The following is a 16,441-nucleotide window of genomic DNA, read 5'->3' on the forward strand; positions in this document are numbered from 1 at the left end:
CATGTCACACAGTTCCTTGCCGTCACGCCGTGCCCTTCTGGCCAGTGGGGCGGCGACCGGCGTCCTGTCGCTGGCGGGACCGGGCGCCCTGGCCGCGCAGCCGGTACCGGCGCCCCGGCCCTGGGGGGCCGTGCCCACGGCGCGGCAACTGGCGTGGCATGAGATGGCCGCCTACGCCTTCGTCCATTTCAGCATCAACACCTTCACCGACCGGGAATGGGGCTATGGCGATGAGTCGCCGGCCCTGTTCAACCCCACCGATTTCAGCGCCGACCAGATCGTCGGATCCGCTAAGGCCGCGGGCCTGACCGGCCTGATCCTGACCGCCAAGCATCATGACGGCTTTTGCCTGTGGCCCAGCCGGTATACCGAGCACTGCATCCGCAACAGCCCCTACAAGGATGGGCGGGGTGACATTGTCGGTGAAATGGCGGCGGCCTGCCATCGGGCGGGCCTGCGGTTCGGGCTCTACTTGTCGCCGTGGGACCGCAATCATGCGGAATATGGCCGGCCGGCCTATATCACCTACTACCGCAACCAGTTGCGCGAGCTGCTCACCAGCTATGGCCCCCTGTTCGAGATGTGGTTCGACGGCGCCAACGGCGGCGATGGCTATTACGGCGGCGCGCGGGAGAAGCGTTCCATCGACGCCGAAAGCTATTACGACTGGACCAACACCTGGGCCCTGGTGCGGCAGTACCAGCCGGACGCCGTGGTCTGGGGCAACTGGGGCCGGGATTCTCATGGGCCTTGGGGGGCGGACGCCCGCTGGGTGGGAAATGAGGAAGGCTACGCCGGCGAGCCCTGCTGGGCGACCGTGGGCGACGCCCCCTACACCCAGGAGATCGGGGAGCATGGCGTGCGGGGCGGGGCGCACTGGCGTCCGGCCGAGGTCGACGTGTCCCTGCGTCCCGGCTGGTTCTGGCACGCCCGCGAGGATGCCGACGTGAAGTCGGTGGGCCGCCTGGTGCGGCTGTATTTCGAGTCCGTGGGCCGGGGCGCCAACCTGATCCTGAACCTGCCGCCCGACCGGCGCGGCCGCATCCCCGATCATGACGCCGCGATGCTGGCGGGCTGGGGCGATACCCTGCGCGCGACCTTCGGCACGGACTTGGCCAAGGGGGCCGTGCCGCGGGCCAGCGCGACGCGCGGCCCAGGCTTCGGCCCGGACACTGTCCTGGATGGGCGGCCGGATACTTATTGGTGCCCCCCCGACGGCATCAGGGCCGCCGACCTGGTGCTGGAGTGGCCGGCACCCCGCGTTTTCGACGTCATCCGCCTGCGCGAGTACCTGCCGCTGGGTCAGCGGATCGGCACCTTCACCCTGGAGATCTGGGAGGGCGACCGGGCGGACTGGGTCGAGGTGGCCCGCCACACCGCCATTGGCAGTCAGCGCCTGGTGCGCCTGCCGGCGCCGGTGACCACGACGCGCTTGCGGTTGCGCATCCTGGACGCCGACGCCTGCCCGGCCATCCGCGAGGTGGGTCTGTTCCGCCTGCCCGACTTGGTGGAAGAGCCGGCCATCCACCGTGACCGCCGCGGCATGGTCACGCTGTCCAGCGACCTGCCGGGCGCCGCCCTGCACTACACCACCGACGGCACCACTCCGACCCCGCACTCACCCCTCTATCAGGATCCGTTTCCCCTGCCGGACGGCGGCATCGTCCAGGCCCTGTGCCATCTGCCGCGCACCGGAGCCAGCAGCGCCGTTGCCAGCCGGATCTTCGATGTGTCCAAGGCGGACTGGCGGATCGTGTCGGCCACGGCGCCGGGTGCCGAGGCGATCATCGATGACGATTCCGGCAGCCTCTGGGTTACCGGCGGTGCCGCCTTACCCCATTCCGTCGTCGTGGATTTAGGCGAACGGCGCCCGTTGAAGGGCGTCACGCTGCTGCCGGCCGGTCAGCGTCCGCCGGGCGTGGGGGCGCCCGCCGGCTATCGCATCCAGGTCAGCGAGGATGGCAAGGACTGGGGCCCTGCGGCGGTGGGCGAGTTCGCCAACATCGCGGCCAATGCCAGCGAGCAACGGGTGATGTTCCCGGTGGTGCGGCCGGGCCGTTTCGTTCGGCTGGAAATCACCCGCACCGCCGGCGGTGAAGGCCAGGTGGCCTTCGCGGAATTGGGCGTGGTGACGCGCTGAACGTCAGGCCCTGGGGATCGTCAGGGCCAGGAGATCGTCAAGGTTTGGGGATCAGCCAGGTTTCCGCCACCTGGTGTCCCCGGCCGCTGCCGCCCATGCCGGGCGGACGCGTCCATTCCAGGTCCAGCGTCCCGCCACGGGTCGCCGCCTGCGGAATGTCGAACTCCAGCGTTGACGGGTTGCGCGGGCGGCCCAGGGGCGGGTGGATCTCGATATGGCCGTTGGCGACCAAGCGCATGGGCAGGGCGTAGTCTTCGCCCGCATAGGTCACGCGCAGGGTGTACTGGCGCGCGGGATCAAGATGCCGATAGCGCAGATGGATCGGCCGTTCGTACAGCGTCTCGGCATAGGTGATCCAGGACAGGCGCCAGCCGTCGTCGGGGATCTTGTCGGCGATGCCGTCAATGGCGCTGTCGTAGAGTTCCGGGTCCTGGGCATAGTCCCGCCCCCGCACCAGATGCGGCTCCTTCCAAGGATCGCCCAGGTCGTCATACAGGCTGCCCGGCGCCGGCTGAGCCCAGGCGACGATCTCCGCCAGCCGCTTCTGTCGCGCGGCCTCATCCGGCAAGCGGGTGATATCCTCGAACTGCCGCGTCAGCCAAACGCGGTCGTTGAGGCTGGTGTCCACGCGGTCCAGGTTGGCCCCGCGCTCGATTCCCGACGCGCCATAGCGGCTGACGCTCAGTTGCAGGCCGACATGGGCATAGAGACGCCCCGCCAGGTCAAAAAGTTTGTCTCGCAGGCGGCCGGTCTCCGCCCCATCCGGCTGTGCCAGCGTTGCCGAGGCCGCCGCCATCGCGTCCAGGCTGCCTCGCGCGGGCGCCTGGGCCAGCAGGGCCAGGGCCTGCGCCTCGCGACTCCCTTCGGCCGTGGCCCGGGCCCGGGCGTAGGCATCGTAATAGGCGCGATAGAGCAGGGACTCGAAACGCCAATTGTCCGTCAGCGCGGGCAGGCCCGCCAGGGCCTGGAAGCCCTGCAAGGTGGCGTCGATGCCGCCGTTGTCCTTGATGGGGCCCACCCAGGCACGTTCCAACCCCATGATCAAGGCGGCCAACCGGTCGCCCGCGCCGGCATCGAGGAAATAGCGCGCATAATCGCGCAGGATATCCTCGGGTCGGGTGGTCGGATCCCAGCCCAGCCGCGTCCACAGCGCCTTGTTGACGTCATCGTTCACCCCTTCCGAATAGGTGACGAAGCCGGCGGTAAGCCCGGCGAAGTGCCGGAAGATCAGCGTCTGGGCCTCAGGGCGGGGATTGACCGGTTCCCGCCCCTCCAGCAGGGCGAAGGCGGGATCCCACCGCGGCACCGGGAACTGGGCGTGCAGGGTGTGGCCGATGTCGGGATAGAATTGGACGGGATAGACGCGAGGCACCCGGGCGCGCTGCACCGGCAGTGAATCGCGCGATTGAGGTCCAAAGAAAACCCCGGTCAGCCAATCCGGGCGCTGGGCCACCAGGCGATAGAAATCCTCATAGTGCGCTTGGTCGAACCCCTGGGCGGACACCCAGAGCTGGGCGCCCGGATGATAGCGCCGCAGGATACGCGCCTCCCGTTCCAGCAGGGGGAACAGCAGGGCGGGGGGCGTATGTCCCGGATCTCCGCCCGGCACGTACAGGGCATGGATGTGCGGAAAGCGCCGGACCAGATCCTCGAACGCGGCCAGTTCCTGGTCCACCGTCGCCGGGTCGGCGTAGTTGTCGCGCATCTCCGGGTAATAGAGATCGCAATCCAGGCCGTACTTGTCCAGCAGGCGGGCGATGCCCAGGGTCGTGTCCAGGGCCGGGGCCGGAAACAGGGGGCTGGTCGGCTCATCGTCCGAGGCCGGGGCGATTAGCTGGATGGCATTGGTGCCGAACACCGCCAGGTCGCGGATGTGCTGTTCGAACTGCGCCAGCGTCCAGGCGTCATAGGTATTGTTCTTGAAGCGATAGCCGATCTGATGGCCGCGCACCGGCTGCGCCGGGCTGGTGGACAGATTCAGCGGATGATCCAGGACGACATGGCCCGGCGTCATGCTCAGCGTGCGCAGGACATGCCCGATGCCGAACAGGACGCCACGGCTGTCATTGCCGGCGATGACCAGGGTGGTTTGCCGCCCATGGCTTTCGGTCCGAAGGCTGTAGCCCTCGGGCTTGGTCGCGCCGGCGGCATGGGTGATAACAATGCGCACGGGTGCGTCGTCCATGGGTGCCGGGTCCTGGGACGGCGACACCTGGGACCAGGCGATGCCGGTGCGCTTGCGCACCTCATCCACCAGCATGTCAACGGCGGCGGCCTCCGGCCCCTGGACCCGCAGGGCCACGACAACGGCCGCCGACAGATCCAAGGGGGATACCGTCTGCGCAACACCTTGGATGGGGTGGGACACGGCGAAGGCCACGGTGGCCAGCACCACCGCGGCCCAATGCCGAGGGGACACCATTACAGCGTGCGTTCCCACAGGCGCGCGGCGCCGCGCACGCCGGAGGAATCACCCCAGCGGGCCGGAACCAGCTTCGCCTCCCAGACGTCGGTGAAGAGATAGGGCCGGATGGCGCCGGCCAGCCGGTCATAGATCTCGGTGACGTTGGACAGGCCGCCGCCAAAGACGAAGACGTCCGGATCGACGATGTTGCTGACCAAGGCCAAGCCGCGACCCAGCCGGTCGATGAATCGATCGAAGGCCGCGACGGCGTCCGGCTCGTGGCGCCGCATGCTCTGGATGATGGTCTCGGCGTCCAGTTTGCGCCCCGTGACCGCCTTGAACTCCCGGCTCAACCCCGTGCCGGACACCCAGGTTTCCAGGCAGCCCTTATTGCCGCACCAGCAGTCGGGCGCCGGCACCTCATCGGCCTTGGGCCAGGGCAGGGAGACGTGGCCCAATTCACCGGCCAGGCCGTTGGCGCCCTCGATCAGGCGGCCATCGATCACCAGCCCGCTGCCGCACCCGGTGCCGAGGATGACGGCAAAGGCGATGCGCGCGCCGGCGGCAGCGCCGTCGACAGCCTCGGACAGGGCCAGGCAGTTGGCATCGTTGGCAACCCGGACCTCACGGCCCAGGGCGGCGGCAACGTCGCTGTGGAAGACGCGCCCGTTCAGCCAAACCGAATTGGCGTTGCGCATGAGCCCGGTCTGCGGCGAAATCGAGCCAGGGACACCGATGCCAACCGTGCCCTGCGCGCCCGCTTCCGCTTCGACCCGGCTGACCAGGCGGCAAATGGTGGCGATGGCCGCGTCGTAGCTGCCAGGATTGGGCTCGCGCAGCCGCGACAGGAAACGGCCGTTGAGATCCAGGGCGGCGGCCTCGATCTTCGTGCCGCCAAAATCGACCCCGATTTGAATCATGCGTAAGCCCTCATGCAGGCTGCTGGTAGATGACAGAGATTAGGCTGTGCCTGTCGCCCCTGTTCGGCGCCTTTGCTCCGGCCCGTTGAAAGAACCATACCGATTAAAAAGGTAAAATTAAATAATTAATGCCGTCATTCGGCCGCCGTTTTCATAAGAGTTGTGCGACTGGGCAAAAGGCGGTCGTTGAAGGGCAGCAACGCCGCCCCCACCGCGGGGGCGTCGGTGGCCGTGGCAGCGCGATGGACGGGAACGATGACGGGAATGACCCCGGAATGCGCCCGCAACCGATCGTTGATCATCGCCGCCAGGCGGTCGATCAGCGGGGCCGGCAAGCGTCCGCCGAAAAACACCGCCTCCGGGTTCACCAGGCAACTGACGGCAACGATGGGCGTGGTCAGCAGTTCGGCCGCCAAATCCAGCCAGTCCGCCAGAAGCTGTTGGCCGATGTCGTCCAGTTCCAGCAACTGTTCCGGCCGGGTGACGATGCTGCCCCGGGCGGCGAGATAGGCAAACAGCGCCGACAGCGAAACCGCCTCTTCCAGGGTGCGGGCCTGGGTGCGGGGGAGACGATGGGCAGGAAGCCCAATTCGCCGCTGCGTCCCTGGGCGCCCCGAAAGTAGTGGCCATCGATGACCATGCCGCCACCCAGGCCCTGGTTGATCAGGACATAGAAAAAGCTGGGGTCGCGCAGGCCATAGCCGAACTGAAGCTCGCCCAGGGCGGCGGCGGCGGCGTCGTTTTCCACGAAAACCGGCAGCGGCGTGACCGCGGTGAACAGGCCGGCGATATCCGTCGTGCTCCAGGCCTCGAAACTCTTGGGACGGTTGGGCAGGTTCACCCGGCCGAGGTCATCGGGCAGGGCAACGCCAATGCCGATGATGCGGCTGAGGGGGAAAGCCTGGGTCCGCGTCAACGTGTCCATCTGCGCCGTGAAAAAGGCGCTGACCGCCTCCGGCAAGGGGAAGCACGCTTCCAGGACGGCCCGGTGGCGCACCTGCCCCAGCAGGTCCAGGACCACCAGGGTGACGTTGTCACGATCCACGTTCACGCCGATGGCGAAACAGCCGTCCGGGTTGATGGCCAGGCGCATGGCCGGCTGCCCCCGGGTGCCCTGCATGCGGCCCACTTCCAGGATCAGGCCGTCATTCAGCAACCGCCGGGTGATGTTCGCGATGGCCGGGGGGGTCAGCCCTGTCAGCCGGCCAAGGTCGGCGCGCGTGAGCGGCCCGCTGACGCGAATCGCCTGCAGCATCACCCTCTGGTTGTGGTCGCCGGCGCGCTCCAGGTTCGTGCCGGAAAGGCTGGCGCCCAGGGTGGGGTGAAGGTCTGGAGGTGGGGGGCTGAGGGGCGGCTGCATCCGGCCGTGTTCCCTTTTTCAAATTAATTGTTTATTCGTTCCCATGATGAGACACCGCTGTCATAGACACAATGACGCATTTGCGGGCGGGCGAAGAAAATTAGCCAGAGAGTTGCGTCAGGCTAACGTCATACCGCCATCGCGTTGCCCCGCCACCCAGGTGTCCAGGACCCGCTGGTCGGCGTCCAACAGCACCAGGTCGGCCTGGAAGCCGGCGGCCAACTGACCCAAACGCCCGTCCAGTCCAAGGAAGCGCGCCGGGTACAGAGACGCCATGCGCAAGGCCTCTTCCAGATCAAGACCCAGCAGGCTCATGGCGTTGCGCACCGCCTGCGCCATATCGATGTCGGCGCCGGCCAGCACGCCGTCATCCGTCACCAAGCGGCCGTCACGGCGGTGTATGCGGTCGCCATACAGGGTGAAGCTGATGGCGTCCGTTCCGGTCGGCGGCATGGCGTCGGTGACCAGCATCATCTTGCCCCGCGGCTTGACGGCCAGGGCCAGGGCCAGCAGGTCGGGATGGACGTGGATGCCATCGACGATCAGGCCACACCAGGCGTCCTTGGCGGTCATCGCCGCGAGGGCGATGCCCGGCGAGCGGTTGTTGATGGGCGGCATGGCGTTGAACAGGTGCGTGAAGCCGCGCAGGCCGGCGCGCACGGCCGCCTGCGTGCGCTCATGGCTGGCGGCCGAATGGCCCCCGGCCACCACCACGCCCGCCCGCACCAGGCGGGCGATGTCCGCATCCTCCACCTGCTCCGGCGCCAAGGTCAGCAGCACCCGGCCCAGGTCCCCGAATTGCCGGGGCAGGGCGCACAGCCGGTCCAGGTCCACCCCGTTCGGGCGGCGGATATGGCTTTCCTTATGAACACCGCGCCGGGCGGCGCTCAGGAAGGGGCCTTCCAGGTGAACGCCGATGATGCCGCTGCCGGGCACGGTGGCGGCTTCGGCGGCAGCCTCCGCTGCGGACACCATGGTGTTGAGGTCGTCGGTGATGACGGTCGGCAGCAGCGCCGTGGTGCCAAAGCGCCGATGCGCCGCCGCGATGGCCAGGGCGCCGGCGACGGTGGGCGTGTCATTGAACAGCACACCGCCGCCGCCGTTGACCTGCGTGTCGATGTAGCCAGGGGCCAGCAGGCTGCCTTCCGGCAGGGTGACCCGGGCCGCCCCCGCCACGGTGGCGACGGCGGGCACGATGTCCAGGATGTCGGTACCATCCAGCAGCAGGGCGTGACCGTCCAGCAGCACGTCCCCGGTGAACAGGCGGGCCCCCGTCAGAAGTTGGCGCATGTCAGACGGTCTCCGTCACCTTGGCCAGGTTGGGCGGCACATCCGGGTTGAGGCCCCGCCCGGTGGCGATGCGGTGGATACCCATGTAGAAGCTCTGCACCGAGGCCAGCGGGGCCAGTTCCGCCGGGATGCCGGGCACCGTCGGCAGCGGCACCACGCCGGGAATGTCGGTGGCCGTCGAGAGTACCGTGGCGCCCAGGCTCACCATGCGGCGGATGGCGTCCAGGGTCGGCGGCAGGGTGGCGTCATCCTGCGTCAGCGCCAGCACCGGGAAGTCAGGCCCCACCAGGGCCAGGGGGCCGTGGATGACCTCGGCCGCGCTGAAGGCGTCGGCGTGCAGACGGCTGGTCTCCTTGCACTTCAAGGCCATTTCCTGGGCCGCCGCCGCGCCCAGGCCGCGACCGGTGATGTACAGGCCGCGGACCGTCGCCAGGTGTGACAGGCCGGGGTACCAATCCAGCGCGGCCGCCTTTTCCATCCATTCGGGCGCGCTGGCCACGGCGGCCAGCAGGACCGGATCGGCCTGCCAATGCGCCACCATCTGCAGGAAGGCGAACAGCGAGGTCAGATAGGACTTGGTGGCCGCGACGCTTTTTTCCGGGCCGGCGCACAACGGAATGGCCACGTCCACCATCTGGAACAGCGGCGACGTCTCATCGTTCACGAAGGCGACCGTCAGCGCGCCGCCGGCCTTGGCCGTTTCCGTCAGGCGCAGCAGGTCGGGGCTGCGTCCCGATTGCGACACCGCGACGTACAGCGAGTCCTTCAGATGCAGGGGCGTCTGGTACAGCGACACCACCGACGGACCGATGGAGGCGACGGGCAGGCCCAGCCGGGTCTCGATCAGGTATTTGCCATAGGTCGCGGCATGGTCGCTGCTGCCCCGCGCGCCGGTGACGACGAAGCGCGGCGCCAAGCGGCGCAGGCGATCGCCCAGTTCCTGGAACAGGGGCGCGCAGCGCTCAATCTGACGACGCATCGCATCAGGGGTTTCGGCGGCCTCACGGGCCATCAGGGGGGTGGTCGTGCTCATGGCAGGGCGCTCTTGGCGATTGGGCGTTGGGTTATGTCGCGGGGGGCGGCTTGGCGGGCCATCAGCAGGGCGCCTTCCAGCGCGTCCCCCTCCGGTTCGACCAGCAGGGACCGGGCCCAGGGGCTGAGCCACGGCGTCAAGGGGGCCGACAACCCGCCCATCAGGCACAGGTTCGGGGCGCCCAGGGCGTGCAGATGGCGGATGTAGGTTTCCAGCTCTTTCGCGGCGCCCGAGATGATGGAGCAGGCGACGGCGTCGCCCTTGGCGGCATGGGCCAGGACATCGGGCGCCAGGCGGCCATAGTCGGCAGGGCCCGCATCGTTCACCCAGCCGACGACGGCAGCCGGCGTGCCGCCTAGGCGGTCGCGGATTTGCCGGGTCAGGCCGGTTTCCGGTGCCAGATTGTCATGGGCCCGCAGCGCCAGGCGGATGGCCTCCCGCCCGATGCTGGCGCCGCTGCCCTCATCGGACACCTCGAAGCCCCAGCCGCCGACCGCATGGCCCCGGCCGCCGATCAGGGCATAGCCGGCGCTGCCGGTGCCGGCGATCAGAATGGCGCCATCCCGGCCGGAGAAGGCGCCCAGGCAGGCGGCGTGCGCATCGGTCTCGGCGGCGAGGCAGGCGAACGCCGGGCCGGCGGCCCGGGTCCGTATGCTGTCCGTCGGCGTCACGATGCCGGCCAGACCCAGGCCGACATGCAGCCGGGGGAAGATGCTGGCGTCCAGCCCGGCCTGGGCCAGGGCTGCGTGCGTGGCCTCCAGGATGCTGGACCAGGCGCGATCCAGCCCCAGCCGGATGTTAGCGGGGCCGCCCAGGCCCTCGCCCAGCAAGGTGCCGTCGGCGGCGCGCAGGCGGGCACGGCATTTGGTGCCGCCGCCGTCGACGCCTAGATAGTAGCGATCGGGTGTCATGAGCATTTTCAGAAATGAACGAGGGATCAGGCGAGGGAAGGGACCTCGGCGACGACCTTGCGGCCGACGCGGTGGCCGTAGAGCGCGTAGAACAGGATGTAGAGATAGGCCGGCGCCATCAGCGCGAGGAACACCGCCTGGAAGGGATAGTGCTGTTTCAACTGCACGAACAGCTGGGGCAAGACGGCGCCGCCGGCGATACCCATGATCATCAAGGCCGACCCGACCTCCGTCCGCCGACCCAGGCCACGGATGCCCAGGGGGAAGATGGCGGGCCACATCATGGCGTTGGCGAAGCCCAGCGCCGCCACGCACCCAACCGAGACATATCCACTGGTGGCGAAGGCGGCGACGGTCAGGATCACGCCCAGGATCGCCGACAGGGCGAGATAGCGCTCCTGCGACAGGACCTTGGGAATGAGCAACAGCCCACCCAGGTATCCCGCCAGCATCGCGGCGAGGGTGAAGGAGGTGAAGAACTTGGTCTCATCCAGCGGCAGATCGAAACCGTGACCGTAGGTGCCGATGGCATCGCCGGCCATGACCTCGACACCGACATAGAGGAAGAGGCACAGGACGCCCAGCCACAGGTGCGGCGCGCGGGACAGGGCGGGGGCGGCATCACCGGCCGAGTCGTCGGCGCCAACATTGGCCTCCGCCGAAACCTCGGGCAGGGACGAGCGGATGACCCATACCGCCAGCACGGCCAGCAGCGCCGCCATGACCAGATAGGGCATGTGGATCTTCGCGGCGAAGGCGGACAGCAGCATTTCCCGCGCTTCCGGCGTCGGGGCCGCCTTGACCTGCTGGTCCAGGGTGTCGATGCCGCTCAGCACCAGGGCGCCGATGACGATCGGCGCCAACATGCCGGCGACCTTGTTGCAGATGCCCATGACGGCGATACGCTGCGCGGCGCTGTCGATGGGGCCCAGGATGCTGATGTAGGGGTTGGCGGCCGTCTGCAGCAGCGACAAGCCGGCACCGATGACGAACAGCCCCGTCAACGCCCCGGGATAGACCCGAATCGTGGCGCACTCGCCAAAAATGACGGCGCCGATGGCCATGACGAACAAGCCGAACCCCATGCCCTTCTTCATGCCTGTCCGCCGCAGCACCCAGGAGGAGGGCAGGGACAGGAAGAAATAGGACAGATAGAAGACCATGGGGATCAGGAAGGCGTTCACGTCATCGAGATTGAAGGCCAGCTTCACGAAGGTGATCAGCGGGCCATTCAGCCAGGTGACGAAACCAAAAATGAAGAACAGGACGCCGATGACCACCATGGAGGCGCGATTCTGGTTCGGTGAGGGGGGCGGTTTCACAAAGGCCATGGGCGCCATCCTTAATCGGTGATCAGGGTCCGGGATCGTGAAAGGAACAACTGGGGGCAGTGTTCAGAGGGGGCAGAGTCGGGTGTGATATGGCCGTCCGCCAGCCCTGGGCAGGTTCAGCGGTCCCGTCCGCATCCTGCCGGATTTCCTCGCTTCCGCCATCACCCGTTGCCTTATAATCACGCCAAAACGGGATTTATGAAAGCAAATTAAAAAAAAATTGACGCCGGGGAGGCTGTGCGGCACTTTGGTTACGGTAACAACGCCTCCAGTATTGCCGATACGGAGCGAAGCGATATTCAAGAGATCGGCAGGATCTACAAGAATAAAGCACAGCAGGGGAAACCACATCATGGGATTTAAGAAATACGCCTTGGTTACCACCATGCTGATGAGCATGGGGACGGGTTCGTTCATAGCAGCGCAGGCCTATGCGGCCGACGCCAATCCTGACGATGAGCTGCAAGAGATTGTCGTCACCAGTATTCGTAAGAGCCTTGAGCGCTCCATTGAAGTGAAGCGCCAGGCGAATGCCATCGTTGACGTCATCTCCGCCGAAGGCGTGGGCAAGTTCCCCGACACCAACGTCGCGGAATCGCTGTCCCACCTGCCCGGCATCAGTGTTGACCATCAGTTTGGCGAAGGTGAAAAGATCAGCATTCTGGGCACCGACCCGGCGCTGAACCGCATCCTGGTCGATGGCCAGACCATCGCCTCGGCCGACTGGGGCGGTAACCCCAACGACCCGAACAGCCGCACGTTCAACTACAGCCTGCTGTCGCCGGAAATCATCGACCAGGCCGAAGTGTACAAGTCCACTGAAGCTCGCATCGACGAAGGCAGCCTGGGCGGCACCGTCATCATCCACACGCGCAAGCCGTTGGATTTGGACGCCAACACCATGCGCGGCTCGGTCGGCTATTCGTACAACACCCGGTCTGAGCTGGGTAACCCACGCGGTTCCTTGCTGTACAGCTGGAAGAATCCGGCCAGCAACTTCGGTGTGATGGTCGCCGGCACCTATGACAAGCAGGACCTGTCGCGCGCCGGTATCGAGTTCTTCGGCTACCAGAAGGGCAGCACCATCACCTCCAACCCGACGGTGACGGGCAGCGGCAGCCTGGCCAACGCCACTTTCCCGGCCGGTATCAACGCCGCCTATTTCAAGCAGACCCGTGAGCGTGAGGGCCTGCAGGGTGCCATCCAGTACGAGCCGACCGACACGATCGACCTGAACCTGTCCGGCCTGTTCATCCACGGCGTCTACAACAACTTCAGCCAGTCGCGTTTCATCTACCCGGCGGCCAGCACCAACCTGTTCAACGCCGTGACCATCAACAACGGCCTGATCACCAGCGCCTCGCTGGGCAACGGCGCCTACACCGAGTTGGACACGAACTACCGCAAGACCACGGTGCAGACGGCCCGTGTCAACCTGGCCGGCACCTGGACGCCGACCAAGGATTGGAAGGTCTACACCGACGTGGGCTACACCCGCGCTTTCGGTGGTAAGGACCCGGAATACCTGCTGTCGTTCTATTCTTCCACGCCGTACAGCTTCTCGTACGACGGCACGCACACCAACGTGACCTCGACCGACGGCTCGTCGTCCATGGACAACATGGCCACCAACGGCACCGGCAAGCAGGTTGGCGGCATCGCCGCCCAGCTGAACGCCGACTCCGAGGCCTACGGCCAGATGGATGTGACCCACGACATCAACTGGGGTCCCATCACCACCATTCAGGCCGGCGTCAAGTACACCGACCATATGAACACGGTCCGCGCCTATGGCAGCCGCACCTATTCCAACGGCAGCACGACGCTGGCCCAGTTGGGCGGTTCCCAGGTGCCGAGCGGCCTGTTCGATGGCCTGAACGCCTCGGGTGACTGGCTGAACTTCTACACCATCAGCCAGGACGCGGTGATCAACTACCTGAAGGGCCTGAACACCACCTACTACCGGGACTTCGGTTCCGAGTACAAGGTGACGGAGCAGAACAGCGCTGCTTACACCCAGGTCAACTTCGCCGGTGAAAAGTACCGCGGCAATGTCGGTGTCCGTTATGTCCACACCGCCGACGACATCAAGTATTGGGAATACGACAACGGGGCCAGCGACCCCTATGGCGTGACCCAGACCAGCCGCTATGGCCGCTTCCTGCCGACGTTCAACTTCGCCTACGACGTGGCCGACGATATCATCGTTCGCTTCGGTGCCGCCAAGGTGATCGCCCGTCCGCGCTACGCCGACATGGCCGGTGCCTTCTCCAAGGACGATACCCAGCACACCGCCAGCGGCGGCAATCCGAACCTGAAGCCCTACGAGTCCAACAACTACGACGTTTCGGCCGAGTGGTACTTCAACAAGGACTCGCTGGTTTCGGGTGAGTTCTTCTTCCGGCAGATTTCGTCCTACATCGTCAACACGGCGACCGACATGGTGCTGCAGGACAACACCCATGGCGGCACGGCGGTTTACAGCGTGTCGACGCCGGTCAACTACTCCGATGCCAACGTCAAGGGCTTCGCGGCGATGTATCAGACGAACATCGCTTACGGCTTCGGCGTCCAGGCCAACTACACCTACTCCATCGCCGATACCGGCAGCGCCAACATCAACATGCCGTACCTGTCGCGGCACACCTTCAACTTCATCCCGTACTATGAACAGGGCCCGATCCAGGCCCGCGTGAGCCTAGGCTGGCGTTCGCCGTACTTCACCAGCATCGGCCGCCTGGACTCGCGTAACATGGTCGACTCTTACATGCAGTTGGACTTCTCGACCACGTACAGCATCGACGAGCACATGCAGGTCACCCTCAACGCGTCCAACCTGCTGGATGAGATGTACTACTGGTACAACAACACCAAGGCGGCGCCGATCGGTTACTACAAGAACGGCAGCGTCTACTCGATCAACATGTCCTACAAGATGTAATCCTTCCTCCCCCTGGGCCGCCGCCCGTGCTTTGGCGGCGGCCCATTCTTTTTTAAATTAAAGAAAATACCTGGCAGAATAGCCTGTGGGCGGTTGTCCACGATAGGCATGGGTCCTTCTCTATCCCCGCCTTTTGGCGGGGCCAACGGCAGGGGAGCCTGAGGGTCATGGGATTAGGAACAAAGGGCGGGTTTGGCCTTGCGGCCGCCACTCTCGGGCTTGACGCCCTTATCCGGCGGGCCGGCATGACCGACGGCCGTCCATTCCCCTCCTTCCCCTTGATGGTCTACAGTGGCCCGACGGCCGGGGCGCAAGGCCAGCGGCCTCGCGCCCTGGGCCGTGCCCGGCCCTGTGGCTGAGCGGCACGCCACTCCCATCCAACAAAACCCAAAACCGGAGGCAAAACATGACCCGCCCCTCTTCCCGACGCCTGATCCATACGCGGATCAGGGCCGGCCTGCTGGCGGCGGCGTTGGCGCTGCCACCGGCCACCGCGGCCCTCGCCGCTTCGCCGCAGCCGGCGACCGCCCCGACCGCCCCGACCGCGTCCCTATCCCCGGCGCAGATCGATGCGCAGTGGGAAAAGCGCGGCGCGAAGCATGTGCCGGAGATTGCTGCGGAATTGAAGCAGGTGGACGAGGGCGACGCGCAGGGTCCCTTCCGTCCCGACTGGGCGTCGCTGAAGGCCTATCAGGTGCCGCAGTGGTATGCCGATGCCAAGTTCGGCATCTTCATCCATTGGGGGCTCTACTCCGTTCCCGCCTTTGGCAGCGAATGGTACTCGCGCCTCATGTACACCAAGGGCACCAAGGAATACGAACACCACATCAAGACCTTCGGGCCCCAGGACAAGTTCGGCTACAAGGACTTCATCCCCCTGTTCAAGGCGGAGAAGTACGATCCGCGCGCCTGGGCCAGCCTGTTCCGCGCGGCCGGCGCCCAATATGTGGTGCCGGTGGCGGAGCATCACGACGGCTTCGCCCTATACGATACCAAGCTGTCGGATTGGTCGTCCGTGCGCATGGGCCCCAAGCGCGACCTGATCGGCGAGTTGGCCCGGGCGGTACGGGCCCAGGGCCTGCACCTCGGCCTATCATCCCACCGGGCGGAGCATGACTGGTTCTTCGACGAGGGGCGCAAGATCCCGTCGGACGTGAACGATCCGCGCTACGCCGACTTCTACGGCCCGGCGCAACTGCGCGTGAAGGAGAAGGGCACCGACGACGCCGATGTGTTCGGCGACTTCACGCCGGTCTCGCAGGCCTGGCTCAGCAACTGGCTGGCCCGGTCGGCGGAGTTGGTGGACCTTTACCACCCCGACCTCATCTACTTCGACTGGTGGATCAGCCACCCGGCGTTCCGCAGCACGTTGCCGAAGTTCCTGGCCTATTACTACAACGCCCAGGCCAAGCTGGGTGGTTCCGCCATCGTCAATTACAAGATCGGCGCCTTCCCCGAGGGCGCCGGCGTGCTGGACATCGAACGCGGCCAGTTGCCGGGCATCCAGCCGCGCGTGTGGCAGACCTGCACGTCCATCAGCAATGACAGCTGGGGCTATGTCGAGAATGACACCTATAAGTCGCCTCAGGCGCTCATCCACCTGCTGGCCGACGTCGTGTCCAAGAACGGCAACCTGCTGCTGAACATCGGGCCGCGGGCCGACGGCAGCATCCCGCAGGGTGCGCAGGACACGCTGATGGCCATGGGCGCCTGGCTGAAGGTGAATGGCGAGGCCATCTATGGCACCCGCCCGTGGCGCCAGTTTGGCGAAGGCCCCACCGAGGTGGCCAGCGGCTCCTTCCAGGAAACCAAGACCAAGCCCTACACGGCGCAGGACTTCCGCTTCACCACCAAGGGCGGGACGCTGTACGCCATCGAGCTGGGCTGGCCGGCGGAAGGCGAGGTGGTGATCCACAGCCTGAAGGCGGATGACGCGGTGAAGACCGTGACCCTGCTGGGCGCCCAGGGCGGCACTCCCGTGAACGTCCGCCAGGAGGCCGACGGCCTGCACCTGACGCTGCCCAAGCGCCCCGACGAGGGCGGGGAGGGCGCCGTCGCCGCCTACGTTTACCGCATCGAGATGCACTGAGCGGGCACGGCCAAAGGCCGCC

At 66.5% G+C, this 16,441-nt stretch carries 12 protein-coding genes; 3 read left to right on the forward strand and 9 right to left on the reverse strand.

The annotated features are described in order from the left end of the window. Position 1: 1 nt before the first annotated feature. Entirely contained in the window at positions 2-2,140 is a 2,139-nt protein-coding gene (locus tag UCD39_RS26675) for an alpha-L-fucosidase (RefSeq protein WP_330498646.1), read from the forward strand. A 37-nt stretch (positions 2,141-2,177) separates the two neighbouring features. On the opposite strand, the gene UCD39_RS26680 is transcribed toward UCD39_RS26675, so the two are convergent. The 9 genes from UCD39_RS26680 to UCD39_RS26720 all read right to left on the reverse strand — a co-directional run bounded on the left by UCD39_RS26680 (position 2,178) and on the right by UCD39_RS26720 (position 11,788). Beyond that, positions 2,178-4,562 (reverse strand): beta-N-acetylhexosaminidase family protein, encoded by a 2,385-nt coding sequence (locus tag UCD39_RS26680; protein ID WP_330498647.1) that lies wholly within the window; start codon positions 4,560-4,562, stop codon positions 2,178-2,180. Beyond that, complete coding sequence (locus UCD39_RS26685) at positions 4,562-5,464, reverse strand: ROK family protein (RefSeq protein WP_330498648.1); 903 nt, start codon at positions 5,462-5,464, stop codon at positions 4,562-4,564. Before UCD39_RS26685 ends, UCD39_RS26680 begins: the two co-directional genes overlap by 1 nt. Before the next feature lie 134 nt (positions 5,465-5,598). After that, positions 5,599-5,931 carry a hypothetical protein gene (locus tag UCD39_RS26690; protein WP_330498649.1) on the reverse strand — a complete coding sequence of 111 codons (333 nt, stop codon included), beginning with the start codon at positions 5,929-5,931 and terminating at the stop codon, positions 5,599-5,601. Beyond that, a complete protein-coding gene (locus UCD39_RS26695; RefSeq protein WP_330498650.1) occupies positions 5,862-6,824 on the reverse strand; it encodes an ROK family transcriptional regulator in 963 nt (320 codons plus the stop codon). Before UCD39_RS26695 ends, UCD39_RS26690 begins: the two co-directional genes overlap by 70 nt. 117 nt (positions 6,825-6,941) lie before the next feature. Further along, positions 6,942-8,114, reverse strand: coding sequence for an N-acetylglucosamine-6-phosphate deacetylase (gene nagA, locus UCD39_RS26700; RefSeq protein WP_330498651.1), 1,173 nt, complete (start codon positions 8,112-8,114; stop codon positions 6,942-6,944). A 1-nt stretch (position 8,115) separates the two neighbouring features. Beyond that, the gene (locus tag UCD39_RS26705; RefSeq protein WP_330498652.1) at positions 8,116-9,147 is read right to left on the reverse strand and encodes an SIS domain-containing protein; all 1,032 of its coding nucleotides are present in this window, start codon (positions 9,145-9,147) and stop codon (positions 8,116-8,118) included. Then, positions 9,144-10,058, reverse strand: coding sequence for a glucosamine kinase nucleotide-binding domain-containing protein (locus tag UCD39_RS26710; protein ID WP_330498653.1), 915 nt, complete (start codon positions 10,056-10,058; stop codon positions 9,144-9,146). Before UCD39_RS26710 ends, UCD39_RS26705 begins: the two co-directional genes overlap by 4 nt. A gap of 26 nt (positions 10,059-10,084) precedes the next feature. Beyond that, positions 10,085-11,389: a sugar MFS transporter gene (locus UCD39_RS26715; protein WP_330498654.1), complete on the reverse strand. Its 1,305-nt coding sequence runs from the start codon at positions 11,387-11,389 to the stop codon at positions 10,085-10,087. 63 nt (positions 11,390-11,452) lie between these two features. Then, a complete protein-coding gene (locus tag UCD39_RS26720) occupies positions 11,453-11,788 on the reverse strand; it encodes a hypothetical protein (RefSeq protein ID WP_330498655.1) in 336 nt (111 codons plus the stop codon). Between UCD39_RS26720 and UCD39_RS26725 the strand changes: the two genes are divergently transcribed. Both UCD39_RS26725 and UCD39_RS26730 read left to right on the forward strand, forming a co-directional pair. Further along, positions 11,775-14,330 carry a TonB-dependent receptor gene (locus tag UCD39_RS26725; RefSeq protein ID WP_330498656.1) on the forward strand — a complete coding sequence of 852 codons (2,556 nt, stop codon included), beginning with the start codon at positions 11,775-11,777 and terminating at the stop codon, positions 14,328-14,330. The two genes, UCD39_RS26720 and UCD39_RS26725, sit on opposite strands and share 14 nt — an antisense overlap. A gap of 406 nt (positions 14,331-14,736) precedes the next feature. Further along, positions 14,737-16,419 (forward strand): alpha-L-fucosidase, encoded by a 1,683-nt coding sequence (locus UCD39_RS26730; RefSeq protein WP_330498657.1) that lies wholly within the window; start codon positions 14,737-14,739, stop codon positions 16,417-16,419. The last annotated feature ends 22 nt before the right edge of the window (positions 16,420-16,441 follow it).

Source organism: Nitrospirillum karajorum (assembly GCF_036348415.1).
GTDB lineage: Bacteria > Pseudomonadota > Alphaproteobacteria > Azospirillales > Azospirillaceae > Nitrospirillum > Nitrospirillum amazonense_B.